Origin of the sequence: Nocardia sp. NPDC087230 (genome assembly GCF_044744725.1) — a bacterium.
In the GTDB taxonomy this organism is placed as follows: Bacteria; Actinomycetota; Actinomycetes; order Mycobacteriales; family Mycobacteriaceae; genus Nocardia; species Nocardia canadensis.
In genome coordinates this window covers 316,266-342,356 of record NZ_JBIUYV010000005.1, presented here as the reverse complement: position 1 = coordinate 342,356, position 26,091 = coordinate 316,266, and the positions used below count along the sequence as shown (strand labels likewise).

Sequence of the window (26,091 nt, the reverse complement as noted above, 5' to 3'; positions counted from 1 at the left end):
GTCGGGCGGGCGGTCACGATGATCCGGCGGACGGACCCGCGAATTCGACCGCGCCCGCGGCGTCGACAGTCAGTGTGCCCGCGGTGTCGGCCCTGGCGATCAACTGATCGAGCAGCGCGCGGGCGACCGTGTCGGCCCGGGACTCCTGCGCGGTGCTCCAGACGGTGCGCGACAGCGCGCGCCCGGCGGTCGGGGAGCCGCGGAACGAGCGCACGACGACCGCGTACTGTTCCCGGCCGACCCGGCCGCCCACCACGCGGCCGGTCTTCACGACCGCGATCTCGGACACCTCGTCGGCGCGAATCGCACCCGACCCGAGCAGAATCCACAACGATCCCATGACCTCCAGTGTGCGCGCCGGACAGCGAACTCCCGGCTACGACGCGCCACACCCGGCTCTCCGCGCCGTCGGCGACCCGGATCGGGACCGGATCACGATTCGGAGCAGCGTCGCAGCGGATCCGGCGGCGGTGCCGTCGCCGGTCGTACAGTTTCAGGTGTCCGTGCGGGGACCGGCTGGTCCTGCGTTCCGGTGAACGTGTAGCACCTGCGCTAGCCGGTGGTCGCTGATCGAACCGTAGGGGACACAGATGAATTCCACGCCACGAGGACACGGTTTCGGTGGGCTGACCGGTGCGCTGATCCTGGTGTGGCTGTCGTTGACCCCGTCGTTGTTGCCGCGCGGGCCGCTGTTCCAAGGCGTCGTGTCCGGCGCGGCGGCCGCGCTCGGTTACGGGCTCGGCGTCGCGCTCGCCGCGCTGCTGTGGTGGGTGCTCGAACGCGAACCAACACCGATGCCGGGCCCGCTGCGCTGGGGTCTGGGGATCGTGGCGCTCGCGGGCACCGTGGTGGCACTGATCTGGTACGCGGACTGGCAGCGGGAGCTGCGCGACCTGATGGGTGTGGCGGGGTTGTCGTGGTCGGCCTATCCGATCATGGCGGTGATCGGGGTGCTCGTCTTCGGGGTGCTGCTGGGGGTCGTGCGTGGGGGCCGGGCGCTGGTGGGCTGGGCCGGTGGTCTGCTCGGCCGGGTCCTGCCGGCACGGGTGGCCGCGCTGCTGGGCGGAATCGTCGTCGTGGCGGTGGTGATCGCGCTGCTCAACGGTGTGGTGGCGAGCGCGTCGATGTCGATGCTGAACGCGACGTTCGAGGCGGTCAACGACGAGACGTCCGCGGACACACCCGAGCCCGCGTCGCCGGAGCGGTCCGGCGGCCCCGGCTCACTGGTGAGCTGGGATTCGCTCGGCAGGCAGGGCCGGATCTTCGTGTCCAACGGCCCGACCGAGGCCGACCTGACCGCGTTCAACGGCCGGCCCGCGCGGCCACCGATCCGGGTCTACACGGGGCTCGATTCCGCTGAAACCGTCGAGGCCGAAGCCGAACTCGCGGTCGCCGAGCTGCGGCGGGCCGGCGGCTTCGAGCGGGCCGTGCTCGGGGTCGCGACCACGACGGGCACCGGGTGGATCAACGAATCCACCGCCTCGGCCCTGGAGTACCTCGCCAACGGCGACAGCGCGCTGGTCAGCATGCAGTACTCGTTCCTGCCCAGCTGGCTGTCGTTCATCGTCGACCAGGAACGGGCCCGCCATGCCGGACAAGCCCTGTTCGAAGCGGTGCACGCGGTGTGGGACACGCTGCCGCCGCAGCGGCGGCCGAAGCTGGTGGTCTTCGGCGAGAGCCTCGGATCCTTCGGCGGTGAAGCGGCGTTCTCCAGCGTGCAGGACATGGCCGCCCGCACCGACGGCGTGCTGTTCGTCGGACCGACCGCCACCAACCCGGTCTGGCGTGACGCCACGATGCGCCGTGACCCCGGCTCGCCGGAATGGCTGCCGGTCTACCGTGACGGCCACACCGCGCGCTTCGTCGCGAGCGCGCCCGATCTGACCCGCCCCGACGCGCCGTGGCCGTCCGCGCGGGTGGTCTACCTGCAGCACGCCTCCGACCCGATCACCTGGTGGACGCCGACACTGCTGTTCCGGCAACCGGATTGGCTGCGCGAGCCGCGCGGACCCGATGTCCTGCCCAGCACCCGGTGGCTCCCGGTGGTGACATTCCTACAGATCTCGGCCGACATGGCGGTCTCGACCGACGTGCCCGACGGGCACGGGCACACCTTCCAGGCCGACATCGCCAACGCCTGGGCGGCGATCCTCGCACCGCCCGGCTGGACCGCGGCCGACACCGAGCGGCTGCGGTCCGTTCTGCGCGACGGGAAGTGAGGTGCGGGCGGGCAGCCGCCCGCACCGGGTCACAGCGGCAGCAGGTGGTGCTTGCGCGGGTAGCGCACGACCTTCTTGTCCCGCAGCAGGTGCAGGGCGCGACGGATCTCGAGGCGGGTGGTCGACGGCTCGATGACGCGGTCGATGTAGCCACGCTCGGCCGCGATCCACGGCGTCGCGATCGTCGCGTTGTAGAAGTCGATCATCTGCTGACGGATCGCGCCGCGCTGCTCCTCGGGCGTCGCCTCGAGCACCTTGCGCTGGGTCAGGCCGACAGCGCTCTCCGCGCCCATCACCGCGATCCGCGCGGTCGGCCACGCCAGGTAGGCGTCACAGCCCAGGGCCTTGGCGCCCATCACGGCCCAGCCGCCGCCGTAGGCCTTGCGGATCACCACGGTCACCTTGGGCACGGTGGCCTCGACGTAGGCGAACAGGAACCGGCCACCGCGCTTGATCACGCCCGCCTTCTCCTGCTCCACGCCGGGCAGGAAGCCGGGGGTGTCGACGACGAGCACCAGCGGGATCTCGAAGGCGTTGCAGATGTGGATGAAGTGCGAGGCCTTGTCACTGGCCTTGGCGTCGAGCGCGCCGGCCAGCACGGTCGGCTGGTTGGCGACCACACCGACGGGCCTGCCGTCGACGCGGGCGAATCCGGTGATGATGTTCTCGGTGGCGGCCGCGCCGATCTCGTGGAACTCGCCGTCGTCGAAGATCCGCAGCAGCACATCGTGCATGTCGTAGACCATGTTGTCGGAGTCGGGGACCAGCTTGTCCAGCATGAGGTCGGACTCGGTGATGTCCGGCTCGAGGCCGGGATTGACGATCGGCGGGAGCTCGGTGGAGCTCGACGGCAGGTAGCTCAGGTAGTTGCGCACCCACTCGAACGCGGCGGGTTCGTCCTTGGCGATGTGGTGGATATTGCCGTAGGCGGCCTGGTTGTAGACACCGCCCAGCTCCTCCATGTCGACCTTCTCGCCGATGGCGTCCTCGATGATCTTGGGACCGGTGACGAACATGTGCGCGCTCTCGGTCGCGACCACGACATCGGTGCAGATCGGCTGATACACCGCGCCCGCGGCACAGTTGCCCAGGATGAGCGAGACCATCGGCACCGCGCCCGACAGCGGTTCCATCATGGTCGCCAGCTCGCCGTACCAGCGCAGCGAGGACACCGCCTCCTGCACGCGCGCGCCGCCGGAGTCGTTGATGCCGACGAGGGGACAGCCCATCTTGCCCGCGAGGCCCATGATGGCGGCGACCTTGCGGCCGAACATCTCGCCGATGGTGCCGCCGTAGACGGTCTGGTCGTGCGAGAACACCGCCACCGGCCTGCCGTCGACCAGACCGTGTCCGGTCACCACGCCGTCACCGTAGAGGGCGTTCTTGTCGGTGGGGTTGCGCACGAGGGCGCCGATCTCGACGAAGGTGCCCGGGTCCATGAGCATGTTGATGCGGTCGCGGGCCGAAGGTATGCCCTTGCGCGCTCTCTTGGCGGCTCCCGCCTCTCCGGCCGGTTCCTGCGCGAGCTCCAGCTTCTCTCGCAGGTCGGCAAGCTTTTCGGCAGTAGCACTCATCGATTACATCCAGGTTGTCGCAGTGGAACGCCGGCACCGCGTCCGGTGGGCGCTAGTCACAGTACCGGTGCCCACCACGCACCGGTGGTGTCCGGGTTTGTGATCGACCACGAAATGCCCTCCGACCGTTGGGTACGCGAGCCGCCGTGGCCTTCGTGGCAGTGTCTGCACTCATGCACTCCGTGCAAGGACATTGCGCCGTCGAGACGGGTAGCGTGCCGGAGATGGAAACGGTGGGGGAGTTCGTCGTCGGGGTGGATGTCGCCGCTGTCCAACGGTCGCGCGCATCGATGCTGACGCTGTCCGCGGTGTCGGCCTGGGTGGAGGTGGCGGTCGCGGTGTTCGTCGCGGGCATGACCGCACTGCTGGTTTGGCTGGCGGGGCCGATCGGTCTGATGGAGTTGCCCGTCGTGCTGATCTTCGGTGTCGACGGGGTGCGCAGACTGCGTCGCCTGCGCGAGATGCGGACGACTTGGCAGGCCCAGGGGGTGCCATCGACATCGATGCGGCTCTCACCCGCCGGACTGCGATTGAGCATCGACGCCGCGGCGGATTCGGTCTTCTTGCCGTGGGACACCGTCCAGGGATTGCGCCTGCACCGTCGGCTGGGTCACGACCTGCTCGTGGTCGATCTGTTCCCGGGAGTGGGGCCGCAGACCGTGGGAGTGCGCGGGCTCGACCACCCCGATGTGCAGCGCATGCTGCGCAAGAAGGTCGCCGGCACGCGGGGATTGCGGACCGCCGTGCGCATTCTCGATCAGCCGGTGGCGGCGATCGACCATGTCGCCGCGCGACTGACCGGCGGGCGGGTGCGCGTCCACGGATAGGTGCGGGGAACCCACCCGGCCAGATTTCTAGAACACGTTATAGTTGGGTCGGACGGTGACGACGGGGTCGGCGTCGGCTCGGAAGGTGGACTGGTGCGGGCTTGGGACTGTGCGGCCGATGTCGTGGTCGTCGGGTACGGCGGGGCGGGGGTGGCCGCGGCGCTGACCGCGCGGGAAGCGGGCGCCGACGTACTGGCGATCGACCGGTATCTCGGCGGTGGGGCGACGGCGCTGTCCGGCGGCATCGTCTACGCCGGTGGCGGGACCTGGGTGCAACGCGACGCCGGCATCGATGACGACGTCGACACCATGCTCGCCTACCTGGAAGCCGAGGTCGGGGACGCGGTGAGCGCCGCGACCCTGCGCCGCTTCTGCGAGCAATCGCCGGCGATGATCGACTGGCTGACCGGGCACGGCGTGCCCTTCCAGGCGTCGCTGTGTCCCTTCAAGACCTCCTACCCGTCCGACGACTACTACCTGTACTACTCCGGCAGCGAGAACTCCGGCGGATACCGGGATCTCGCGAAACCACGTCAGCGTGGTCACCGCGCTCACGGTCCCGGTGTGTCGGGCAAGGCGTTGTTCGGGCCGCTGGCCGCCTCGGCGGCCAGGCACGGTGTGCGCGTCCGGACCGGAACCCGGGCGACCCGGCTCGTCGTCGAGGACGGCCAGGTGACCGGCATCGAGGCGGTCACCCTCGACGGTGCGCCCGCGGCCGTGCGCCGCCGCTTCGCCGCCCTGGCCCGGATCTCGGCGAAACCCGGCGTGTACCACCCGGGTCTGCGCAACGCGATGGAAGCGCTGCTGGCCCGGATCGAACGCAAACACGGCACGCCGGTGCGGATCCAGGCGAAGTCCGGCGTCGTGCTCACCACGGGCGGATTCATCGCCAACGGCGCGATGGTCGCCCAGCACGCCCCCGACTACCCGTGGTCGCAGGGCCTGCCGCTGGGCACCGCGGGCGACGACGGCAGCGGCATCACCATGGCCCAGGCGATCGGCGCCGCCAGCGGCAAGATGGACGCGCTGTCGACCTGGCGCTTCATCGCCCCACCCAGCGCCCTGTTCGGCGCGATCGCCGTGAATGCGCTGGGTCAGCGCATGATCGACGAATCCCGCTACGGCGCCGCGCTCGGCGCGGCCGTGGCCACGAGTCCCGGCCACCGGGCATGGCTGCTGGTCGACGCGGAACTCGAAGCCGAGGCGCGCGCCCAGATCGGACCGCAGTCGGTGTGGTTCCAGCGCATGCAGACCGAGCGATTGCTGCGGATGGGGCGCGCCCGCGGCCGGACCGTCGAAGAGGCGGCCACCCGCGCGGGCGTCGACGCGGCCGCGCTGCGCGAGACGGTGGACGCCCACAACCGCGCTATCGACCACGATCTGCCCGATCCCCTCGGGAAGCCCGACGACATCCGCCGCCCGCTCCGCACCGGACCCTTCACCCTGCTCGACATCTCGTTCAGCGCCCGGCTGACCTACCCGATGCCGATGCTCACCCTCGGCGGCCTGCTGGTCGACGAGGACACCGGCGCGGTCCGGGCCGAGGCGGGCGGAATCGTGCCGGGTCTGTTCGCGGCGGGACGCGCCGCGGTCGGCATCTGTTCGAACTCCTATGTCAGCGGACTGTCGCTGGCCGACTGCGTTTTCTCCGGTCGCCGCGCGGGCGTGCACAGCGTGGCCCTGCGGGGGAGCTGACGCGAGGGGTCAGTCCCGGCCCAGCGCGTGGGCCAGCTGCTTCTTGTTCATCTTCGAGCGGCCCTCGATATTGCGGTTCCGGGCTTCCTCGTAGAGCTGATCGCGGGTGAGCCCGCGCGGTCCCTTCCGGTGCGCACGCTGACCACCGCGTCGCCCGGAGGACATATCCGTCCGGGACAGTCTGCTCGACGTCTTCGATTCCCCCGCGCGGGCGCGCTCCTTGTTGACGGTGCGGGCGGCGACCTCCTCTGCCCTGTCCTCGCCGACGCCACGGTCGCGCTGGGATTGCTTGATGTGCTGGTACTGGCGTTCGCGCTTGTCGCTCCACGCTTGCTGCGGCATGACCGCTCCCTCCTGCGGTGAGGTCCGATCTCGTTCATCGTGGCCGTACCCGGCGTCGGGAGGGGGAAACAGCGCGTGGCCACGGATTCCCGCGCGGGAATCCGTGCTCGGGACATCGATGCCTTCGTGACCCCGGCGAAGTACTTCGCGTGATCCATCGCGATTGAGGTCGGCGGTGGTGGGTACGCGCGCCGTATGGAGGTCCTGCTGATCATTGCGCTCGTTGTCGTCGTCGCGGTAGTTCTGCTGAACCGAAGACGGTCCCCGAAGCGGCCCGACGAACCGGAGTCGACCGGGAACGACCCGAAGTGATGCCCGGATTGTCCTGTGCGAGAAGGACAGCGGACGCGGGGTAGTCTGCGACCATTCGGTGGAGGTGTGCGAGGGAGGCGGCGCGTGCGAGACGAAGATCGTGAGACGACGCCGCGATCGAGAACGGTCGGATTCCAGGTCCAGGCCGAACTCGATCAATTGACCATGGCGCACGCGCTGGCCGAGACCGTTCTGCTCGTCGAGGGTTTCGCCCTCGACGAGATCACCGATCTGCTGCTGGCGGTGGACGAGGTGGTCACCGCCCTGGTGTTGGTCGCCGCGCCGGCGGCCGTCATCGAATGCACGCTGACCGGCGGCGACGGCGCGCTCGGTGCCCGCATCGCCACCCACGCCCGCACCCCGGTGGCGATCGACGAGAACGCCTTCGGCTGGCACGTCGTCGCCACCCTGACCGACGCGCTGAGCACCCACTACGAAGACTTCGATCCGCGCGGCAACGGCTACCCGACCGCCGTCGAATTCGGCTGGATCCGCCGGGTGCGCGGACCAGCGGCGTCCTGATCCACGCATAGTTTCCCGCCGGAAGGGGTATACCGGAGATATCCGAGAACACCGCCCGGAAGCGAGGCAACTGGCGATGACATTGGAAGCCCCCACAGCCGAACACTCGACCGCCCAGCGATCCCATTCGCGTGGTGACAGCTACGACAACATCGAACCCTGGTTCGAGAAGATGCGAGCACTGCCGCCCGGTGACGAGAACTACGCGGCCGTCCGGGCCGAAGTCATCCGCCTGTGTCTGCCGCTGGCCGATCACATCGCCCGGAAATTCACCGGCCGCGGGGAGCAGTTCGACGATCTGGAGCAGACCGCTCGGGTCGGACTCCTGCTGGCTGTGGACCGGTTCGACGTCACCCGCGGCTATACCTTCCTGTCCTTCGCGATCCCCACGATCATGGGGGAGGTCCGCAGGCATTTCCGGGACCGCACCTGGGCCGTGCACGTCCCGCGCAGGCTCAAGGAGATCCAGCAGCTGATCGGCCCGGCCACCGAGGACCTGTCCCAGCGCCTGGGCCGCGTCCCCAACGCCCAGGAGCTCGCCGCCGAACTCGATGTCGACCTCGTCGAGGTCACCAGGGCGCTCGTCGCGAGCAACGGGTACCAGACCAACTCGATCGACGGGTTCACCCAGGACGATCGCGACAACTCCGCCCAGCCGATCACCGACACCCTCGGTGCCGACGAGCCGTGCTATCAGCTGACCGAGGACGCGATCGCGGTCCGCCCGCTGATCGCCGCGCTGCCGAGCGAGGAGCGCCGCGTGCTGGTGATGCGGTTCTACGAGAATCTGACGCAGAGCGAGATCGCGCGGCGCCTGGGGGTCTCCCAGATGCAGGTCTCGCGAATCCTCGCGCGCACCTTGGGGTCGCTGCGCGAGCAGGCCCTCGGCGAGGAGCCGATGCCCGCGCAGTGACAGCGGTGCACGCGCGTGCCAGAATCAATCCAGGTTGAGACGTCCAGCCACCCCGGTCCGTCGCGGAGCCCCGCGGCGGACCGTAACGCCCTCTCGAGCGGGAGGCCCCATGGCTGTCGTCGCTGGTCGTCGGCATGCGAGCCGGTTGCGCTGGTACCTCGGATCGTCGCGTGGGTGGGTGGCGCGGCGATTGCGACGTGCCGGTCGGCCCGGCTGCTGGGTCCTGTTCGCCGGTCCTGAGCTCGATGCCGCCCATCGACCCCACCTGCGGGCACTGCTGGATCGCACGCGAAGTTCCGGAACCCGGGTGATGGTCCTCGATCTGCGCGAGACCGAATTCCTGAGCATTCGCGTCGCCGCCTCGCTCGCCGAGATCAAAGCCGACGCCTGGCGGCACGGGATCGAACTGCGCCTGGTCACCGGCGGCGCGGCGGCCGAGCGCGCACTGGAACTGGTCGGTGTCCGCCAGCTGTTTCGCTACTACACCTGCGTCGACGACGCGGTCAGGCCGCCGATCGACTGATCCCGCCCCGCGATCAGCGATGTCCGCTCCGCCGCCCAGCAGCTCAGCACGTGGTCGGCGAAGCGGTCCTCGAGCAGCGAGGTCGCCTGGATGCCGAACACGACGACGGCGGCGGCGTCGGGTTCGGCATCGAGCAGCGCGCCGATGACGTCGTGGCGCATCACCTGCTCGTGCACGGCGTCGGCTTCGACATGCTCGGCGTAGAAGTGCGCGCACGCGGGGTCCGGCAGCAGGGTGCGGGCGAGCTCGGCGAAGCGGCGCGAGGCCGGCGACGAGGTGATCTCGGCGGTCGCGAAATGCCCGATCGAGGCGGCCCGCAGGCCACGATGCAGTCCGAACAGCGACATCATGTCGACCAATGCCAGCATCGGCGCGGGCACCACATCCAGGTAGTGCAGATAGCGGGGATCGAGCCCGGCGCCGGCGAGCAGGTCGGCGTAGAGCCGCGCGTGGACGCGCTCGCCTCGGCCGCCGCCGAACTCGTCGAACTCCACCGCGACCAGCGCCGCCTTCGCCGTCCCGCGCAGCCGCGGGATCACCCAGGCGTAGGGGTCGGCTTCGATGTGGTGGTAGATCGAGCGGTGGACGAAGTACTCGCGTAGGTGATCAGCGGTGCCCTGCTCGGCGAGGAATCCGGCGATGCCGACGCCCTCGGGTGACGGTTCCAGGAGGCGGTCGAGTTCGCCGGTGACATCGGCGCCGCCGGGAACATCGGCGCGCAGGGCCGCGAGCAGGTCCGCCTCCAGGGTCGCGCGCAAGCGCAGCAGGCCCGGATCCCACTCCCAGCTGTCGTCGACGCCGGCGAAGCCGTGATAGTGCAGTTCGTAGCAGGTGTGCAGGGCCAGCAGCAGATCGTCGCCGTAGGGGTCGTGCCCGGCGCCGGTCGGCGCGGTGGAACCCGGTGGGAGTGTCAGCAATTCGACGACCCCGGCGGAAAGGTCACCGCGCGGTGCGGGCAACTGGCGGTGGGGCGCGACGTCGACGGTCCTCACGCCGAGTCCGCCTGTTCGCGCCGACGGCGCAGGCGATGGCTGGTGTCGCACAGCGGGTAGATCGAGGAGCGCTTGCACAGGCACAGCGCGACCCGGAACCGATCGCAGTGCAGCACGCTGCCGTCGGGGGTGACCAGATCGACCGGACCGTCGATCAACGCGGGGCCGCTGTCGACGAGGACGACGCGCCTCGGTTCAGGAGTGGTCACCGACGGGACACGATGTTCGGTCGACACGGATCACCACCAATTCCTCGTGACGCTGTCCGGGCGCGAGATGGCCCTGCGCGGCCAGCCAACCGGTGCGCGAGCGCAGGACCGGCCCGAACGAGATGGTGTCGGAGGTGACCACCCTGGCATCGACACCGCGATCGCGCAGCTGCGCCAGACTGCGGTCGGTATCGCTCATCGCCGAGTGCACGATCAACCCGACGCCGCGTTCGGTGAGCAGATCGGGCAGCGTCGCGCACAACCGGTCGAGCACATTCCTGCCGTCGGGTCCCGCGTCCCAGGCGAGCGCGGCGCCGCGGGCGGTGTGCGCCGGGGAGGGGACATACGGCGGGTTGGCCAGCACGAGGTCGAATCGCGCCAGCCGCAGTGCGGCGGTGAAATCGCCGTGCAGCAGTTGCACCGTGACGCCACGGAGGCGACAGTTCAGCCAGGTCGACATCAGCGCGGGCCAGGACAGGTCGACCGCTGTGACACTGTGCGCCCCCGCCGCGGCGGCGGCCAGGCTCAGCACGCCGGTGCCGGCGCAGACGTCCAGCACGCGTCCACCGCCCACCGGTGACAGCTCGCGCAGCGCTCGGCACAGCAACCAGGTGTCGGCCTGCGGGCGGTACACGCGCGGAGCGCGCACAACCAGCACGTCAGCGCTCCGCGACGGGTCGGCGAATTCGGGTCATGTCCGGCGATTGCCCAGAAAGTGCTGACGCAATCAGCGCCGGGTGTCCTCAGGTCGCGGCGCGCACGGTCGGCCCGGAAGCAGTCGCCGCCGCGGTCTCCTGCCACCAGGCGACGACCCGGTCGACGACCGGGCCCGGAGTCCGCACCCAGCGGATGTGGTCGTTGCTCGCCCCGGCCGGAACCTCGGCGGTGCGATAGTCCCACCGGGTGACGCGATCGGGCGCGAACAACTCCCGGGCGAACGCGTCGACACCTCGGTGCGGCGCCAGCGTGTCGCCTTCGAGCGAGATCACCAGGGACGCGGTGTCGATGGTGCCCTGTGTCGGAAACGGCGTACGGCCGGTCAGCACCATCCGGGCCCATTCCCGCATCATCGTGCGGGGACCGGGGGCGCCGAAGGCCGGTTTCGGAAGGTAGCCGACCGCGGAGGTCAGCGGCGGTACCAGTGCCGCCATCACGGCGATGTCCAGCCCGAACCGTGGGTAATGACGGTAGTGCGGCAGACAGCCGCCGACGGTGACCAGACCGTCGGGGCCGGACCGGGTGAACGCGAGACCGGCGGCGAGCTGCGCGCCGAGGCTGTGCCCGAGCACGAGGACCGGTCGGTCCGGTGCTTCGGCGCGCGCGACCGCCACCGCCCGATCGATGACGTCGATCTCGTCCTGATACGACCAGTCGTGCCCGCGCGCGGCGGGCGGCTCGCCCCGCTCGAATCCTCGCCGGGGCAGCGCTCGCGCGCTCCAGCCGTGCTCGGCGAACGCCGCGACGACCGGGGCGTAGAAGCGAGAGCCGATCGCCATGGCCGGGGCGATCACAATGATCGGTGGCTGCGGCGTAGCCGGGTCGGCGTCGCCTGCGTTCCGCTCGTTCGGCCTGGTCATGGGGATTCTCCTCGGGGGATCGGCTCGTTCCGGCGGCCACGGCGTCGTTGACGCCGGACAGCACGAAGACTAATGTAAGCGCCGAAAACATTCGGCAGTGGGTCTGCTCTTCGTCGACGATCCAGAGGCGCGAGACGCCGCCCGCCATGCGATCGCCCCGGCCCCGACTGCCTGATGCCGCATCCGTCTCCGTACGACCGCATCAGGAGGAATTGTGACGAAGGTTCTGATGGTGATCACCGCCGCCGACCGCTGGACGCTCAACGATGGCACTGTGCATCCGTCCGGCTATTGGGCGGAGGAAGTCGCGGTCCCGCACCGGGCGTTCAGCCGGGCCGGCTGGGAGATCACCCTTGCGACGCCGGGGGGAAAGGCGCCGACCCTCGATCGGTTGAGCCTGGGCATCGCGGGTGGCATGCCGTGGAAGCGGCGGGAGGTCGAGCGCTATCTGGACAGCATTCAGAACGAGCTCGCGACCCCGGTCGCCCTCGACACCGTCGACGCGAGCGACTTCGATCTCGTCTTCTATCCCGGTGGGCACGGCCCGATGGAAGATCTGGCCTACGACGCGACCTCCGGTGCGTTGCTCGCCGATCGCTTGGCATCCGGTCGACCGCTCGCCCTGCTCTGTCACGCGCCCGCCGCGATCACGGCGGCGACCGGGCCCGACGGCGTCTCGCCGTTCGCCGGCCGCCGGATGACCGGGCTGTCCAACCGTGAGGAACTGCTGAACCGGTTCGCGCGCAAGGCGCCGTGGCTGCTCGAGGACCGGCTGAAGGAGCTGGGTGTCGACTATTCCAAGGGCCGGATTCCGTTGCGGCCCTACATCGTCGTCGACGGCAATCTGTATACCGGGCAGAACCCCGGATCGTCGGCGGAGCTGGCGGATCGGCTGATCGCCGACCTGTCTCGTTGACAGTGCTTACATTCGAAGTTAACGTCGCTTACATCTAGTACCGCGAGCAAGGGAGCTACGCCGATGTCAGCGACTCGTCAGGGCACAGTCGAAGTGGAACTCGGTGGCCGGGTGGTCACCGTGCCGGAAGGCGGCCTCTACGACCGCTATCGGATGCAGACCGATCTCGACGAGGTCGCCCGCGATCCCAGGGTGAGCGGCGTCGACTACTTCCGGCGGCTTCCCAAGACCCGGGTCGATTCACGTATCGGGCAGACCTACACCCCGAACTTCTATTACCGCATGTCCAGCGCGCGGGTCACCATGCTCGCCCGCTCCAAGGCGATCCGTGCCCGGCTACCGCGCGAGTTGGCGCCGCTGGAGGTCGCGCCCGGCGTCGGCCTGGTCTCGGCGATGTTCTTCCGCTACGACGTGTGCGACATCGACTTCTACACCGAGGTCGGGGTCGGCGTCGCCGTCCGGCCCGCGCGCCACGGCCGGCTCGGCGTCGCCGATCTCGTGACCGGCCTCGACAGCGATCATCTCCATTCCTATGTGTTCGCGCTCCCGGTGAGCACCGAGATCGCCCAGGTGCGTGGGCACGACGGCTACGGGTTCCCGAAGTGGGTCACCCAGGTCGAGGTCGATATCGATGCCACTCGTACCACCGCGCGGGTCGCCGACGACAACGGCGATACCGATCTGTCGCTCTCGGTTCCCACGCCCGCGCAGCAGAGATACCGCAGCGGCGACCGGGTTTCGTCGCTGACCTCCTACACCGCCATGGACGGCGCGTGGTTCTCGACCCTGAGTCAGATCAACCTGCTCGCGACGGGCAGCGCGAGCTTCCCGCGGGGCGTCGACCTGCGGTTGGGTCGTGGACGCCTGTCCGAGGATCTGCGCTCGCTCGCACCGATCAAGACCGTCCGTCTCGACGTGACGACGAAAGGCCAACTGGCCCTGCACATGCCGGTGCCGACCTCCCTCCGGAGCCGTTCCGGCGACAGCTGATAGTCCGAACACCCGACCAGAAGGAGAGCACGATGACGGAGATCGAACCGGTTCTCGAGCCCGAGGCGGCGGAGTTCGCGAAAGCCACCGACACCCCACCGTTCCTGTTCCAGCTGCCGCCCGCCGAAGGTCGCAAGACGGTCGACGAGGTCCAGGCGAGCGAGGAGGGCAAACCCGCGATCGATGAGGAATGGATCACCGTCGAGGGCGGGCCGACGGGATCGGTGCGGGTCCGCATCGTCAAACCCGCGGGCACGACCGGCACTCTTCCGGTCGTGTTCTACATCCACGGCGCCGGCTGGGTTTTCGGCAACGCGCACACCCACGACCGGCTGGTCCGCGAGCTCGCGGTCGGTGCCGAGGCCGCGGTGGTGTTCCCGGAATACGACCTGTCGCCCGAGGCGAAGTATCCGACCGCCATCGAGCAGAACTACGCCGCCGCTCAGTGGGTGGTCGCGCACGGTGCCGAGAAGGGCTTGGACGCTTCCCGTTTCGCGGCGGTGGGTGATTCGGTGGGCGGCAACATGACCGCCGTCCTCACGCTGATGGCCAAGGAACGCGGTGATGTCCACATCACCCAGCAGGTGCTGTTCTATCCGGTGACCAACGCCGATTTCGACACCGCGTCCTATCACCAGTTCGCCGAGCACTACTTCCTCGCCCGCGAGGGGATGCGGTGGTTCTGGGACCAGTACACCGACAACGACGCTCAGCGCGCCGAGATCTACGCCTCCCCCCTGCGCGCCTCGGTCGACCAGTTGCGCGGTCTGCCACCGGCATTGGTGATCACCGGTGAAGCCGATGTCCTGCGAGACGAGGGTGAAGCGTACGCGGCCAAGCTGCGCGCGGCCGGGGTGCCGGTCACCCAGGTGCGTTTCGGTGGGATCATCCACGACTTCGTGATGATCAACGCCATGCGCTCGACGCGGGCGGCGAACGCCGCCATCAAGCTGGCGCAGGACACTCTGCGCGCGGCACTGCACTGATTCCGTCCGCCTGCCGAGTTCGGGCACGCGCCGAACTCGGCAGGTCGTGGCGTCGACACCATGGAGCCCCACATGTCCCTCGACCACGCACCCGTACCCACCGCCCATCGTGGCGCGGGTCTTCCTTCGTCGCTGACTCCGGCCGTGATTCGGCGGCTGACCGGGCACATCGCGGCCGCGCCCGACGCCGCGCAGGTCACCACCACCGTTCCCTTCACCGGGGCGCCGCTGGCGACCCTGCCGGTCTCCACGGCCGCGGACGTGGAGTCGGCCTTCGTGCGCGCCCGTGCTGCCCAGGCCGAGTGGGCCGCCACCCCGATCGCCGAACGGAAGGCGATCTTGCTGCGGTTCCATGATCTGCTGCTCGAACGTCAGCGTGAGGTCCTGGACCTGATGCAGGCCGAGAACGGTAAGACCCGGCGTGACGCTTTCCTGGAAGTCACCGACATCGCGATCGCCACCAGGTATTACGCCCGCAGCGCGGCGAAGCTGCTCGGCCCGAAACGGCGCCGGGGTGCGATCCCGGTACTCACCCACACCACCGAACTTCGTCATCCCAAGGGCGTCGTCGCGATCATCTCACCGTGGAACTATCCGCTGAGTATGGGTGCGGGCGATGCCATTCCGGCGCTGCTGGCCGGTAACGCCGTGGTCCAGAAGCCCGACACCCAGACCGCGCTGACCGCGCTGTGGGCACTGGACCTGCTGCGCGAAGCCGGGCTGCCGCAGGGGGTGTGGCAGATGGTCGTCGGGCGTGGCGGTTCCATCGGCACGCCGCTGATGGACAACGCGGACTACCTGATGTTCACCGGTTCCACCGCCAGTGGCCGCACGATCGCCCGCGATGCCGGCGAACGCCTGATCGGCGCCTCGCTGGAACTCGGCGGCAAGAACCCGATGATCGTGCTCGACGACGCCGACATCGCGCGCACCGCCGCGGGCGCCGTGTCCGCCTGCTTCTCCTCGACCGGGCAGCTGTGCGTGTCCATCGAGCGGATGTATGTGGCCGAGTCGATCCGCGACGAATTCGTGGCCGCGTTCGTCGCCCGGACCGAGGCGCTGACCCTGGGCGCGGCCTACGACTACAGCACCGATGTCGGGTGCCTGACCAACCAGTCGCAGCTCGATACCGTGACCGCGCACGTCGAGGACGCGGTCGCCAAGGGTGCCACGGTGCTGGCCGGTGGCCGTGCCAGGCCCGATCTGGGGCCGCTGTTCTATGAGCCGACCATCCTCACCGGCGTCACCCCCGACATGACGCTCTACGACAACGAGACCTTCGGTCCCGTCGTTTCGATCTACTCCTTCGCCGACGTCGAGGAGGCGATCGAGCGGGCCAACGCCACCGCCTACGGCCTCAATGCCAGTGTCTGGACCCGTGCTGGTGCCAAGGGTCGTGCGGTCGCGGCCCGGGTGCACGCGGGCACGGTCAATGTCAACGACGCCTACGCCGCCGCGTGGGGCAGTGTGGATGCCCCGATGGGTGGCATGGGTGACTCCGGTCTCGGCCGTCGCCACGGCGCTGAAGGGATGTTGAAGTACACCGAAGCGCAAACCGTTGCCCACCAACGACTCCTGGGCTTCGACGCACCGGCGGGTCTGTCGCAGAGCGCGTGGGCCACCACGCTGACGACCCTGCTGAAAGGGATGAAGCGGGTCGGCGTGCGCTGAGCCCCGACGCGCGGCCTTCGGCCCGAGCGGCGGAGTCCGCTCGGGCCGAAGGCGTTGGCGCTGTCGAGGATCGGTCAGGCGAGCGCCGGGACCGTCGGGCGCACGCGCGAGGTCCGGGTGAGGCCTTTCCGGTCGTAGAAGGACGTGACCAGGACGCCGGCGATCAGGCCGATCGTCGATCCGAGGGCGGTCATCCAGAATCCGCGCTCGAGGCCCGCGACCGCGTGGCCGTCGAAGTACATCAGTGAGCGGACCGCGAGGTAGACCTGGCGCAGCGGCTCGAATTCGGCCAGCGCGCCGAAGAATCGGGGCGTCGCCTCGACCGGGATGGTGCCGCCGGCCGACGGCATGCCGAGGATGACGAAGAGGATCAGATTGACCAGGATGCCGACCGAGCCGACGGCCGCCATGATCGTCAGCGCGGTGACGCCGACCGCGGTCATCGCGAATGTGCTGTACAGCAGCAGCGCGAACGGCCGATCGACATGGACGCCCAGCGCGGTGCCGATGCCGAGGAGCGCGCCGGAACTCAGCGCCGCGGTGACGCCCATCGTCGCCCACTTGATCGCCAGCGTGCGCAGCCGCGAGATCGGCGCGGTGGGGGAGTGGCTGAAGAACGGGCCGTACTCGGTCGGCGCGAAGCCGAGCATCGAGTCGAGGACCGCGTGGATGGTCATCGCGCCGGTCATGCCACCGATCAGTATGGTCAGCGCGTAGAAGAACGCGGTCAATCCCTGCCCGGATCCCTCGGGCATCCCGTGATAGGCCTCGATGACCGGCTGGACCGGCTCGGCCAGTGTCAACCTGGTCGCGGCGCTGAGCGGGGTGGTGTCACCGAGCTGTTGCTGCACCCGATCGGTCAGCTGTCGCCCGAGCGTCGCGTTGACGGCGTCGATCGTGTGCTCGGCGAAGCGGGTGGACACCGAGGTGCTGAACGGTCCGAGGCGCGGGTTGGTCTGCATGGTGATGGTGGGCCGCTCGAGGTCGCCGGGCACCACCGAGCCCACCCCGAGCGTACCGAGTCGCTTGCTGAAATCGCTCGGAATGATCAGGAGGCCGTAGACCTTGCCGTCCTGCATCTGCTGCTGCGCCTCGTCGATACCGAGCACCCGGAGGTCGAACTGCTCGGCCGGGGTGTTCGCGATGACGGCCTCGAGGACCTGCGCGCCGTAGTCGACGGTGGTCCGCTGCCCCGGTGTCTCGATCGTGTCGCCGACATCGCTGTCGACCACCGCGATCGGGTAGCCGTGCAGGTTCTGATCCGGTTTCGCGACGTAGGCCAGATACATCAGGCCGAGCAGTGAGGTGAACACCGTCACCACGACGACCGGCATGAGCCAGCGGAAACGCAGCGATCGGGATCGGCTCACCGCCGGATCCGTGGGTGGGGCGGCTGAATCGACGCTCATTGTTGGTACTCCTGATCGAGGTCTGCGGGTCGATCACCCGGTGGGCGACCGGGGTCAACGATCCTCCGCACAACCCGCCCGAGCGAGGTCGGAATGCCTCAGAAATGTGGTCGGAACGGTGCATAGTGTTCACATGAACACGACGTGGCCGATGCCGTCGCCCGAGGTCGCCGACGTCTGGCGGCGGGCCGCGGAGCGCGCCTTCGCGGCGGGTGCCACGTGGTTCGGCGACCACGCCGAGACCCTGCGTGGCGCCCGAATGCGTCCGATCGCCGAGGATCCGGCGCTCGCCGCCGCGGTGCGCCGGGGCAACATCGCGGTACTGCGGCAGTGGGCGAGCGCGAACATGGCGCATCCCGGCCGACGCGTCGCGGCCGAGGTGCCGCCGGAGTTGCTCGTCAGTGCCAGGGACATGGCGCGCCGCGGCCTGGACAAGTCGATCCTCAACGCCTATCGGACCGGGCAGAGTCTGGCCTGGCGCCGCTGGATGCGGCTGTGCTTCGAACTGGCCGCCGATTCGGCCGACCTGCAGGAACTACTGGATCTGTCGGTGCAGTCGATCAGCACCTACGTCGACGACATCGCCGAGGCGGTCGGTGAACACATGGACGCCGAGCGGCGCTCGCTCACCAGCGGGACGCACCCCGAACGGCTGGCCGCGGTCACGCTGGTGCTGGAAGGCGCGGCCATCACGCAGTCCCGCGCCGAGGCCCAACTCGGCTATCGGCTCACCGGTCCGCACACCGCGGCGATCGTCTGGGACGCGTCCGGGGAAGCCGCCGACCATCTCGATGCCGCGGCCGAAGCCCTGGTCGAACAGGGCGGCGCGCTGCGCAGGCTGACCGTGATCGCGGGGGCGAACGCGCTGTGGGTGTGGTTACCCACCGATGCCGATATCGACGCGGCGGCCTTGGCGTCGGCGGTGTCGTCCTCACCGGCGATCCGGATCGCGATCGGCAGGCCGGGACGGGGCGTCGACGGCTTCCGGCGCAGTCATCTCGAAGCGTCGAGCGCCCAGCAGATGCTGGCCCGGCTGGCCTCGCCCCGGCAGGTCGCCCGGTTCGACGACATCGCGCTGGTCGCCCTGCTGACCCGCGACCCCGCGCCCGCGGGCGAATTCGTGCGCGACACCCTGGGCGAGCTACGGCACGCCGACCCCGAAACCGTGACGACGGTGCGCGTCTACCTCCAGGAACTGTGCAACACCTCGCGGACCGCGCAGCGTCTGTTCACTCACCGCAACACGATCATCCGGCGGCTGGCCCGCGCCGACGAGTTGTTGCCGAAACCTTTGGCGGACAACCTGGTCGCCGTGGCGGCGGCCTTGGAGGTGCACCACTGGGGTGGGTAGCCCGCCGCGGCGCCGCGGGGTGGCGGTCGCGGTGACGCCGGTCTCGAAGGTTGACGCGAGCCCGCCGGTGAGTAATGTTAGCAGTGTGTACATTGATGTCGACCGAAAGGAACCCAGATGTTCGCGGTGACGCTAGACGGCTACGGCGGTCCGGAGGTCATGACGTGGGCGCAGGTCGACGACCTGCCCGCCCCCGGCCCGGGGGAAGTGGCGGTGGATGTCGTCGCCGCGGGCGTGAATCGCGCCGACATCATGCAGCGGCAGGGCTTCTATCCGCCGCCGCCGGGGGCCAGTGACATTCTCGGCCTCGAAGTCTCCGGCGTCATCGCCGCGATCGGCGCGGGCGTGGAAGGGTGGGAGCCCGGTGACCGGGTGTGCGCCCTGCTGGCGGGTGGTGGCTATGCCGAGCGCGTCAACGTCCCGGCGACCCAGCTGCTGCCGGTCCCGGACGGAGTGAGCCTGACCGCCGCCGCGGCCCTCCCCGAAGCCGCGGCCACGGTGTGGTCGAACATCGTGATGGCCGGTGGTCTGCGCGCGGGGCAGACGCTGCTGATCCACGGTGGGGGTAGCGGGATCGGCACACACGCGATCCAGGTCGGGCGCGCACTCGGCGCGCGGGTGGCCGTGACCGCGGGGTCGTCGTTCAAGCTGGATCGCTGCCGGGAACTCGGCGCGAACACCCTGATCAACTACCGCGACGACGATTTCGTGACGGTGATGACCGAGGAGTACGGCGGTGCCGACGTCATTCTCGACATCATGGGAGCCGGCTATCTGGCGCGGAACGTGGAAGCGCTCGCCGAAGGCGGCGACCTCACGATCATCGGTCTGCAGGACGGCGCCGTCGCCGAATTGAACCTCGGCTTGATGCTGTTCAAGCGGGCATCGGTCCATGTGACCAACCTGCGCCGTCGCCCCGAAGTCGGGCCGGGCTCCAAAGCTGAGATCATCGCCGACGTGCGGGCGAAGCTGTGGCCGCTGATCGCCGAAGGTGCTGTCGCCCCGGTGGTTTCCGCCGAGGTGCCCGTCGTCGACGCGGCCCGGGCGCATCCACTGCTGGACTCCGGCGAGACCGTAGGCAAGGTACTGCTCACTATTCGCGAGCCCTGACGCCGCCGGATCCGGTCAGGCGGAGGCGGGGCCCGGGAGTTCGAGTACCGCGAAAACGGTTGCGCGGACGCGCTGTTCGAGCGTCTCGGCGTCGAACTTCCCGTGTAGGTAGAGGAACGCCAGGCCGTGGACCAGGGCCCACAGTGCGGTCGCGAGGGATTCCTCGTCGGCGTCGGGGAACACCTGGCGCACGATCGCTCTGACGTACTCGTGGATGGCGGTCGTGGCGGCCACGCGTTCCGGGCTGGTCGGGTCGCAGGGATCGGAGAACATCACCCGGAACAGTGCGGGCCGGGCCAGCGCGAAGCGGACATACGCGACCGCGATCGCGGCCATGTCCTCGGCCGTGCTCGGTGCCGGGCCGGCGGCCACCAGCTGTTCGCTCAGATCGCGGTAGCCCACGGCCGCTACCGCCGACAGCAGTGCGTCGCGATCGGCGAAGTGGCGGTACGGCGCGGCCGTGGACACCCCGGCCCGGCGGGCGGCCGCGCGGAGGGACAGATCCGCCGCGCCGTCCTCCTCGAGGAGTTCCACGGCGGCGCGCACCAGCGCGCTGGGGAGATCGCCGTGGTGGTACGAGGTGTTCGACTGTGCCATGGGATCAATTTAGCAAGTGTTGACATTGCTTACATCTACCCCTACCGTTGGCGCTCGCACGCGAATGTAAGCAGTGTCAATATGCGTGCCCGAAAGGAGCCATCGATGTCGAGTCCCGACGCGGGCGGGCAAGGCCGCGGGCGCGGCGATGTGGATGCAGATCAGCCACCCGGGCAGGCAGGTGCAGGCGCGGATGCCCGGCGTCGTGTGGGGTCCCTCGGATATCGGGGTAGATCTCGGCCGCCATTCCAAGCGATTCGGTCGACCGGTGGCCATGAGCGCCGCGCAGATCGAGGACACCATCGCGCGTTTCGTCACCACGGCCCAGCGCGCCGAGCAGGCGGGTTTCGACGGCGTGGAAGTCCATGCCGCGCACGGATATCTGCTGTCGCAGTTCCTCTCGCCGCTGGTCAACAATCGCACCGACCAGTGGGGCGGCTCGCTCGAGAACCGGGCCCGGTTGCTGCTCGAGATCGTGCGTGGCATTCGCGCGGTGGTGGCGCCGTCCTTCGTGGTGGCGGTGAAGCTGAATTCCGCGGACTTCCAGCGCGGCGGTTTCGACGCCGCCGACGCCCACACGGTGATCGGCATGCTCGCCTCGGTCGGGGTCGACCTCGTCGAGGTGTCCGGTGGCAGCTACGAGAGCCCGGCCATGTCCGGCCGGCCGGCCGACGGCCGCACCGCCGCCCGCGAGGCCTACTTCCTGGAACTGGCGGCGGACCTGGCCAGGACCAGCGCGCTACCGCTCATGCTGACCGGCGGCATCTCCCGTCAGGAGACGGCGAACCGCGTCCTGGCCAACAATGTCGAGGTGATCGGCATGGCGACGGCTCTCGCCGTCACCCCCGACCTGCCCCACCGCTGGCGGGAGGGCCGCGAGGCGCCGCGGACCATGAAGCCGGTCACCTGGACCGACAAGGCACTCGCCTCGGCCACCGAGATGGCGATGGTCCGCTACCAGATGCGCCGCATGGCTACCGGTTCCGCACCGGCTCTCGACATCAGCCCGACCCTGGCGATGCTCGCCGACCAGCGCGTTCAGTCGCGCGCCCTGCGCCGCTACGCGCAGTGGCTGTCGTCGAAGCAGCGGCGGCAGGCGATCGCGGCGGCGTTCCGATGAGGAACTCGATGACCGGACGGATCGTCCTGCTCGGCGTCACCGGCTACACCGGCGGCCTCGTCCTGGACGCGCTGCTGCGCCGCGGCCTCGAACCGGTACTCGCCGGACGTGACGGCGCTGCCCTCGCCGCGATCGCCGAACGCGCGGGCGGCCTCGCCACTGTCGTCGTCGACGTCACCGAGGCGGACAGCGTCGCGCGCCTGGTGCGCCGCGGTGACGTGCTCATCAGCACCGTCGGCCCGTTCGAGCGGTTCGGCCACGGCGTCGCGCGCGCGGCCGCCGATGCCGGCGCGCACTACATCGACTCCACCGGCGAGGTCGGATTCGTCGTGGACCTGCGACGGCAGGTGCACGAGCGGGCCCGCGAAACCGGCGCGCTGATGCTGCCCGCGTTCGGCTACGACTATGTCTGCGGGATTCTCGCGGGCACGCTCGCCGCCCGCACGGCCGGACCGGAGCTGCGCTCGGTCGATATCGGGTACTTCGCGACGGGTTCGCTCCGGCGCGGGCTCAGCCACGGCACCCGCACCACGCTGCGCGACGGTCTGACGCTGCCGTCCGCGCGGCGGCGCGCGGGCCGACTCGTGGAGGAGCGCACGGGATCCCGGGTCCGCGGTTTCGACATCGGTGGCAAGCGCAAGAACGCCACGCTCGTCTCCGGTACCGAAGTCCTGTTCCTGCCCACCGGCTTTCCCGCCCTGGACGATGTCACCGTCTACAACGGCTGGTTCCCGAGGCTCAGCCGCCCCCTTGTCGTCCTCTCGGCGGCGACGGCGGTGATGATACGAATTCCGCACGGTCGCCGGATCGTCGACGCCCTCACCCGGCCGATGATCGGGCCGCCCGGCGGTCCCGACGCCGTCGAACGCGCCCGCACCCGCACGCACGTGGTCGCCGTCGCCTCCGGTGCGCCCGGCCCGCTGGCCGAAGTGCACGTCGAAGGCCCCAGCGCGTACAGCCTGACCGGTGAACTGATGGCCTGGGCCGCCGAACGGCTGGCGACGACGCCGCCGCGCACCGCCGGGGTCGTCGGCCCCGTCGAGGCTTTCGGGCTCGGTCGGTTCGTGGCCGGGTGTGCCGAAATCGGGCTGCGACCGGTGAGCCCGCGGCGGCTTTTGCACACCTTTGCGCAGGTGTGGGAGGGTGGTGGGTGAAAGGACGTACGTGACTGCGACGACGCACTCGACCACCGCAGGCCTCGGGCCGCGCGCACTGGCCAACCGGCGACGGATCATCGCTGTGGCCGGGGACGAGTTGTTGCGTAATCCGCTGGCGAGCATGGAAGACATCGCCGCCGCCGCGGGCATGGTCCGGCGCACCCTCTACGGTCATTTCCCCACCAGGGAAGCGTTGATCGACGGCATGCTCGACGAAGCCTTCGAGCAGGTCGATCGGGCGCTGGACAGTATCGACACCGCGCAACCGCCCGCCAGGGCGATCGCCGATATGGCGGTCGCGCTGTGGGCCGTCGGTGACGGGTTCCAGCTGCTGCTCCGCCTGGAGGAAGCCGGGTCGCGGGCGCGGATGACCGACCGGCTCGCGCCCGTTCGCGCCCGCCTGGTCACCTTGATAGCCGCTGGTCAAGCCGACGGAACCTTCGCCGACCACCTTCCGCCCGCGGCGGTGTCCAGGGTACTCACGGCGCTGGTGCTCGCCTTGCTGAACGCGCACAGCGACGGTGAGTGGGTCGATGCGGACGCCGCGCGGGACGCGGCCCTGGCGTGCCTGCTCGCGACGGGCGTCGATCGCCGCGCGGCCGCCGAGATCGCGCACATCGCCGCGCGGCACTGACCGCGGTCTCGCGGCAGCGATCGCACCTCGAAACACGCTGTCCGCGAGGAGATCCGGGTGTGCTGTCGGGCACGCAGCCGGGGGTCTGTGAGTCCCCCCACGACCGCTTGCACACGCTTGTGCACCGGGCGTATTTTCACAATAGCGTGCAATTGCACGCAGGTGTGAAAATGTCGAAGGAGCGGATATGACCAGCCAGGTGGCAACCGTGCGCATGGCGTACGCGACCCAGACCTCCACCACCGGGGGAGCCCCCGTCGATGTGCCCTCGTGGACGCTGCGCGGAGTGGGCGCGATTCGCGTCCTGTACGGCATCGTCCTCTTCGCCGCGCTGATCCTGGGAGCCGACGTCGGCACCGGAATGGCCGTTCCGGTCTTCGTCGCGGCCGGGCTGGTATCGGTCCTGCTGGGCCTGGCCACCGTCGCGCTGACCCCGCGCCTGCTGGACCGCGATGATCTCGTGCTGGCCGCGGTGGTCGTCGACGCGGCCGTGGTGATCCTGGGTGTGGCCGCCCTCATGGTGGGCTGGGCGCAGTTCGCGATCTTCGGCGCGGCGGTCGTCCTCGCCGGAGTCGTGATCGCCGCGCTGTCGGCGGCGGTGGTCGCGATCGTCACGGCGGTGCGCGACGCCTGATCGGCCGACGCGGTAGCGGCACGGCGCCTCCGGAATTCGGAGGCGCCGTGCCTGTTTCGCTGTCAGGCGTCGGCGGCCGCCCGGCCCGCCGACCGCCCGGAGAAGATGCACCCGCCGAGGAAGGTGCCCTCGAGGGCGTTGTAGCCGTGCACGCCGCCACCGCCGAAGCCCGCGGCCTCACCCGCCGCGAACAGGCCAGGGATCGGGGTGCCGTCGGCGCCGAGTGCCCGCGAGTGGAGGTCGGTCTGGATGCCGCCGAGCGACTTGCGCGTCAGGACATGGAGTTTCACGCCGATCAGCGGCCCGGCCGCCGGATCGAGGATGCGGTGCGGTGCGGTGGTGCGGGTGATCCGGTCGCCGAGGTAGCGGCGCGAGTTGTGGATGCCTTGGATCTGGGCGTCTTTGCTGAAGGCGTTGTCGACCTGCAGATCCCGGGCGACGATCTGCTCCCGGAGTTGGTTCGGGTCGAGCAGGGGCTGCGCGGTGAGCGTGTTCATCTTCGCGACCAGCTCGTCGAGAGTGTCGGCGACCACCCAGTCCGCGCCGTGCTCCTTGAACGCCTCCACCGGCGCGGGCGCACCCTTGCTGAAGACGCGCTCCCGGATCATGCCGACCCGGTTCTTCGCGGTGATGTCGGGATTCTGCTCCGACCCCGACAGCGCGAACTCCTTGGCGACGATCCGCTGCGTGGTGACGAACCAGGAATGGTCGTGCGCGGCCAGATCGGGGGTGGTGCGCAGGTAGCGCAGCGTGCCCAGGGTGTCGTAGCCGGGCAGGTAGGGAGCGGGCAGGCGCCGGCCCAGCGCGTCGAACCACAACGACGACGGACCGGGCAGGATCCGGATCGCGTGCTCGGGCCAGATCGGGTTCCAGTTGCGGATGCCTTCGGTGTAGTGCCACATGCGATCCCGGTTGACCAGCCGGACACCGGCGTCGGCGGCGATGTCGAGCATGCGCCCGTCGACATAGGCGGGCACGCCCGTGATCATGGTCGCCGGCGGCGCGCCGAGGCGCGTGGGCCAGTGTCGCCGGACGGTCTCGTGGTTGCCGCCGATGCCGCCCGTGGCGAGCACGACCGCGGCGGCGCGGAATTCGAACTCGCCGATCACGTCGCGGTTGGACGGTGCGCCGCGGTCGGCGTCGTCGTCGGCCAGGACCGCCCCGCGCACGCCGGTGACCGCGCCGTCGGTGCACACCAGATCGTCGACGCGGTGCCGATGCCGGAAGGTCACCAGTCCCTGGTCCGCGGCGCGCAGCGCGGACTCGGTGAACGGCCCGACCACGCCGGTGCCGGTGCCCCAGGCCACGTGGAAGCGGGGGACCGAGTTGCCGTGGCCGTCGGCGCGCAGATCGCCGCGCTCGGCCCAGCCGACCGACGGCACGAATCCGATACCGAGATCGGTGAGGTACGAACGCTTCTCGCCCGCGGCGAACTCGACGTAGGCGCGGGCCCAGCGGGCGGCCCAGCTGTCCTCGTCGTCGAGCCGGTCGAATCCGGCGCTGCCGGACCAGTCGTTCCAGGCCAGCTCCAGCGAGTCCCGGATGCCCAATCGGCGCTGCTCGGGACTGTCGACCAGGAAGATCCCGCCGAAGGACCAGAATGCCTGCCCGCCGAGGTTGGCCGCGTTCTCCTGGTCGACCACCAGGACGCGCTTGCCCCGGCGCGTGAGCTCGTGGGTCGCGACCAGACCGGCCAGGCCCGCACCGACCACGATGACATCGGCATCCATCCGGACTACCTCCACTCTCCACAAAAGCTTCATTGCTGTATCCGATACGCTAATGCATCGGATGAGGAGAGGTATCGTCAA

At 69.8% G+C, this 26,091-nt stretch carries 26 protein-coding genes; 16 read left to right on the top strand and 10 right to left on the bottom strand.

The features are described 5' to 3' along the window. Positions 1–13 precede the first annotated feature (13 nt). A complete protein-coding gene (locus ACIO52_RS19800) occupies positions 14–340 on the bottom strand; it encodes a hypothetical protein (protein WP_316574880.1) in 327 nt (108 codons plus the stop codon). 250 nt (positions 341–590) lie between these two features. On the opposite strand from ACIO52_RS19800, the gene ACIO52_RS19795 reads away from it, so the two are divergent. Beyond that, a complete protein-coding gene (locus tag ACIO52_RS19795) occupies positions 591–2,219 on the top strand; it encodes an alpha/beta hydrolase (RefSeq protein ID WP_402645640.1) in 1,629 nt (542 codons plus the stop codon). Between the two features lie 29 nt (positions 2,220–2,248). Here ACIO52_RS19795 and ACIO52_RS19790 read toward each other — a convergent pair whose 3' ends face one another. Continuing rightward, positions 2,249–3,793 (bottom strand): acyl-CoA carboxylase subunit beta, encoded by a 1,545-nt coding sequence (locus ACIO52_RS19790; RefSeq protein WP_218720374.1) that lies wholly within the window; start codon positions 3,791–3,793, stop codon positions 2,249–2,251. Positions 3,794–4,017: 224 nt separating this feature from the next. On the opposite strand from ACIO52_RS19790, the gene ACIO52_RS19785 reads away from it, so the two are divergent. Together ACIO52_RS19785 and ACIO52_RS19780 are read left to right on the top strand one after the other, a co-directional pair. Continuing rightward, entirely contained in the window at positions 4,018–4,620 is a 603-nt protein-coding gene (locus ACIO52_RS19785; RefSeq protein ID WP_402645636.1) for a hypothetical protein, read from the top strand. 93 nt (positions 4,621–4,713) lie between these two features. Further along, on the top strand, positions 4,714–6,315 hold the full coding sequence (locus tag ACIO52_RS19780) for an FAD-binding protein (RefSeq protein WP_308248598.1): 1,602 nt from the start codon (positions 4,714–4,716) through the stop codon (positions 6,313–6,315). A gap of 9 nt (positions 6,316–6,324) precedes the next feature. On the opposite strand, the gene ACIO52_RS19775 is transcribed toward ACIO52_RS19780, so the two are convergent. After that, a complete protein-coding gene (locus ACIO52_RS19775) occupies positions 6,325–6,657 on the bottom strand; it encodes a plasmid stabilization protein (protein WP_218720370.1) in 333 nt (110 codons plus the stop codon). A 396-nt stretch (positions 6,658–7,053) separates the two neighbouring features. Here ACIO52_RS19775 and ACIO52_RS19770 point away from each other — a divergent pair, with 396 nt between their 5' ends. The 3 genes from ACIO52_RS19770 to ACIO52_RS19760 all read left to right on the top strand — a co-directional run bounded on the left by ACIO52_RS19770 (position 7,054) and on the right by ACIO52_RS19760 (position 8,927). Beyond that, positions 7,054–7,491, top strand: coding sequence for an anti-sigma factor (locus ACIO52_RS19770; RefSeq protein WP_218720369.1), 438 nt, complete (start codon positions 7,054–7,056; stop codon positions 7,489–7,491). Between the two features lie 76 nt (positions 7,492–7,567). After that, positions 7,568–8,404 (top strand): RNA polymerase sigma factor SigF, encoded by an 837-nt coding sequence (locus tag ACIO52_RS19765; RefSeq protein ID WP_255588271.1) that lies wholly within the window; start codon positions 7,568–7,570, stop codon positions 8,402–8,404. A 109-nt stretch (positions 8,405–8,513) separates the two neighbouring features. Continuing rightward, positions 8,514–8,927 (top strand): STAS domain-containing protein, encoded by a 414-nt coding sequence (locus ACIO52_RS19760; protein WP_402645631.1) that lies wholly within the window; start codon positions 8,514–8,516, stop codon positions 8,925–8,927. Here the strand turns inward: ACIO52_RS19760 and ACIO52_RS19755 are convergent. From ACIO52_RS19755 to ACIO52_RS19740, 4 genes are all read right to left on the bottom strand, one after another. Beyond that, a complete protein-coding gene (locus ACIO52_RS19755) occupies positions 8,885–9,919 on the bottom strand; it encodes an iron-containing redox enzyme family protein (RefSeq protein ID WP_402645629.1) in 1,035 nt (344 codons plus the stop codon). The two genes, ACIO52_RS19760 and ACIO52_RS19755, sit on opposite strands and share 43 nt — an antisense overlap. Continuing rightward, the gene (locus ACIO52_RS19750; RefSeq protein ID WP_218720364.1) at positions 9,916–10,128 is read right to left on the bottom strand and encodes a CDGSH iron-sulfur domain-containing protein; all 213 of its coding nucleotides are present in this window, start codon (positions 10,126–10,128) and stop codon (positions 9,916–9,918) included. Before ACIO52_RS19750 ends, ACIO52_RS19755 begins: the two co-directional genes overlap by 4 nt. Beyond that, positions 10,115–10,786, bottom strand: coding sequence for a HemK2/MTQ2 family protein methyltransferase (locus ACIO52_RS19745; protein WP_342800268.1), 672 nt, complete (start codon positions 10,784–10,786; stop codon positions 10,115–10,117). Before ACIO52_RS19745 ends, ACIO52_RS19750 begins: the two co-directional genes overlap by 14 nt. Before the next feature lie 85 nt (positions 10,787–10,871). Next, positions 10,872–11,705 carry a serine aminopeptidase domain-containing protein gene (locus tag ACIO52_RS19740; protein WP_402645625.1) on the bottom strand — a complete coding sequence of 278 codons (834 nt, stop codon included), beginning with the start codon at positions 11,703–11,705 and terminating at the stop codon, positions 10,872–10,874. A gap of 214 nt (positions 11,706–11,919) precedes the next feature. Between ACIO52_RS19740 and ACIO52_RS19735 the strand changes: the two genes are divergently transcribed. The 4 genes from ACIO52_RS19735 to ACIO52_RS19720 all read left to right on the top strand — a co-directional run bounded on the left by ACIO52_RS19735 (position 11,920) and on the right by ACIO52_RS19720 (position 16,268). After that, positions 11,920–12,621: a type 1 glutamine amidotransferase domain-containing protein gene (locus tag ACIO52_RS19735; RefSeq protein ID WP_402645622.1), complete on the top strand. Its 702-nt coding sequence runs from the start codon at positions 11,920–11,922 to the stop codon at positions 12,619–12,621. 63 nt (positions 12,622–12,684) lie between these two features. After that, on the top strand, positions 12,685–13,611 hold the full coding sequence (locus tag ACIO52_RS19730) for an acetoacetate decarboxylase family protein (RefSeq protein WP_402645619.1): 927 nt from the start codon (positions 12,685–12,687) through the stop codon (positions 13,609–13,611). Between the two features lie 32 nt (positions 13,612–13,643). Beyond that, positions 13,644–14,597: an alpha/beta hydrolase gene (locus ACIO52_RS19725; RefSeq protein ID WP_402645616.1), complete on the top strand. Its 954-nt coding sequence runs from the start codon at positions 13,644–13,646 to the stop codon at positions 14,595–14,597. Between the two features lie 72 nt (positions 14,598–14,669). Next, positions 14,670–16,268 carry a succinic semialdehyde dehydrogenase gene (locus ACIO52_RS19720; protein ID WP_402645613.1) on the top strand — a complete coding sequence of 533 codons (1,599 nt, stop codon included), beginning with the start codon at positions 14,670–14,672 and terminating at the stop codon, positions 16,266–16,268. A gap of 74 nt (positions 16,269–16,342) precedes the next feature. Here ACIO52_RS19720 and ACIO52_RS19715 read toward each other — a convergent pair whose 3' ends face one another. After that, positions 16,343–17,677 carry a YhgE/Pip domain-containing protein gene (locus tag ACIO52_RS19715; RefSeq protein WP_402645610.1) on the bottom strand — a complete coding sequence of 445 codons (1,335 nt, stop codon included), beginning with the start codon at positions 17,675–17,677 and terminating at the stop codon, positions 16,343–16,345. Between the two features lie 133 nt (positions 17,678–17,810). Between ACIO52_RS19715 and ACIO52_RS19710 the strand changes: the two genes are divergently transcribed. Then, positions 17,811–19,028, top strand: a complete 1,218-nt coding sequence (locus ACIO52_RS19710; RefSeq protein ID WP_402645607.1) for a PucR family transcriptional regulator — start codon at positions 17,811–17,813, stop codon at positions 19,026–19,028. Positions 19,029–19,145: 117 nt separating this feature from the next. After that, entirely contained in the window at positions 19,146–20,138 is a 993-nt protein-coding gene (locus tag ACIO52_RS19705) for an NAD(P)H-quinone oxidoreductase (RefSeq protein ID WP_402645604.1), read from the top strand. Between the two features lie 15 nt (positions 20,139–20,153). On the opposite strand, the gene ACIO52_RS19700 is transcribed toward ACIO52_RS19705, so the two are convergent. Then, positions 20,154–20,735, bottom strand: coding sequence for a TetR/AcrR family transcriptional regulator (locus ACIO52_RS19700; RefSeq protein WP_402645601.1), 582 nt, complete (start codon positions 20,733–20,735; stop codon positions 20,154–20,156). A gap of 73 nt (positions 20,736–20,808) precedes the next feature. Here ACIO52_RS19700 and ACIO52_RS19695 point away from each other — a divergent pair, with 73 nt between their 5' ends. The 4 genes from ACIO52_RS19695 to ACIO52_RS19680 all read left to right on the top strand — a co-directional run bounded on the left by ACIO52_RS19695 (position 20,809) and on the right by ACIO52_RS19680 (position 24,280). Beyond that, positions 20,809–21,855 (top strand): 2,4-dienoyl-CoA reductase, encoded by a 1,047-nt coding sequence (locus tag ACIO52_RS19695; RefSeq protein ID WP_402645598.1) that lies wholly within the window; start codon positions 20,809–20,811, stop codon positions 21,853–21,855. Between the two features lie 8 nt (positions 21,856–21,863). Then, positions 21,864–23,009, top strand: a complete 1,146-nt coding sequence (locus ACIO52_RS19690; RefSeq protein WP_402645595.1) for a saccharopine dehydrogenase family protein — start codon at positions 21,864–21,866, stop codon at positions 23,007–23,009. Between the two features lie 10 nt (positions 23,010–23,019). Then, positions 23,020–23,646, top strand: coding sequence for a TetR/AcrR family transcriptional regulator (locus ACIO52_RS19685; protein WP_218720361.1), 627 nt, complete (start codon positions 23,020–23,022; stop codon positions 23,644–23,646). Positions 23,647–23,833: 187 nt separating this feature from the next. After that, complete coding sequence (locus tag ACIO52_RS19680; RefSeq protein ID WP_218720359.1) at positions 23,834–24,280, top strand: hypothetical protein; 447 nt, start codon at positions 23,834–23,836, stop codon at positions 24,278–24,280. 62 nt (positions 24,281–24,342) lie between these two features. Here the strand turns inward: ACIO52_RS19680 and ACIO52_RS19675 are convergent, their stop codons facing one another. Further along, entirely contained in the window at positions 24,343–26,010 is a 1,668-nt protein-coding gene (locus ACIO52_RS19675) for an FAD-binding dehydrogenase (RefSeq protein WP_402645592.1), read from the bottom strand. Positions 26,011–26,091 lie beyond the last annotated feature (81 nt).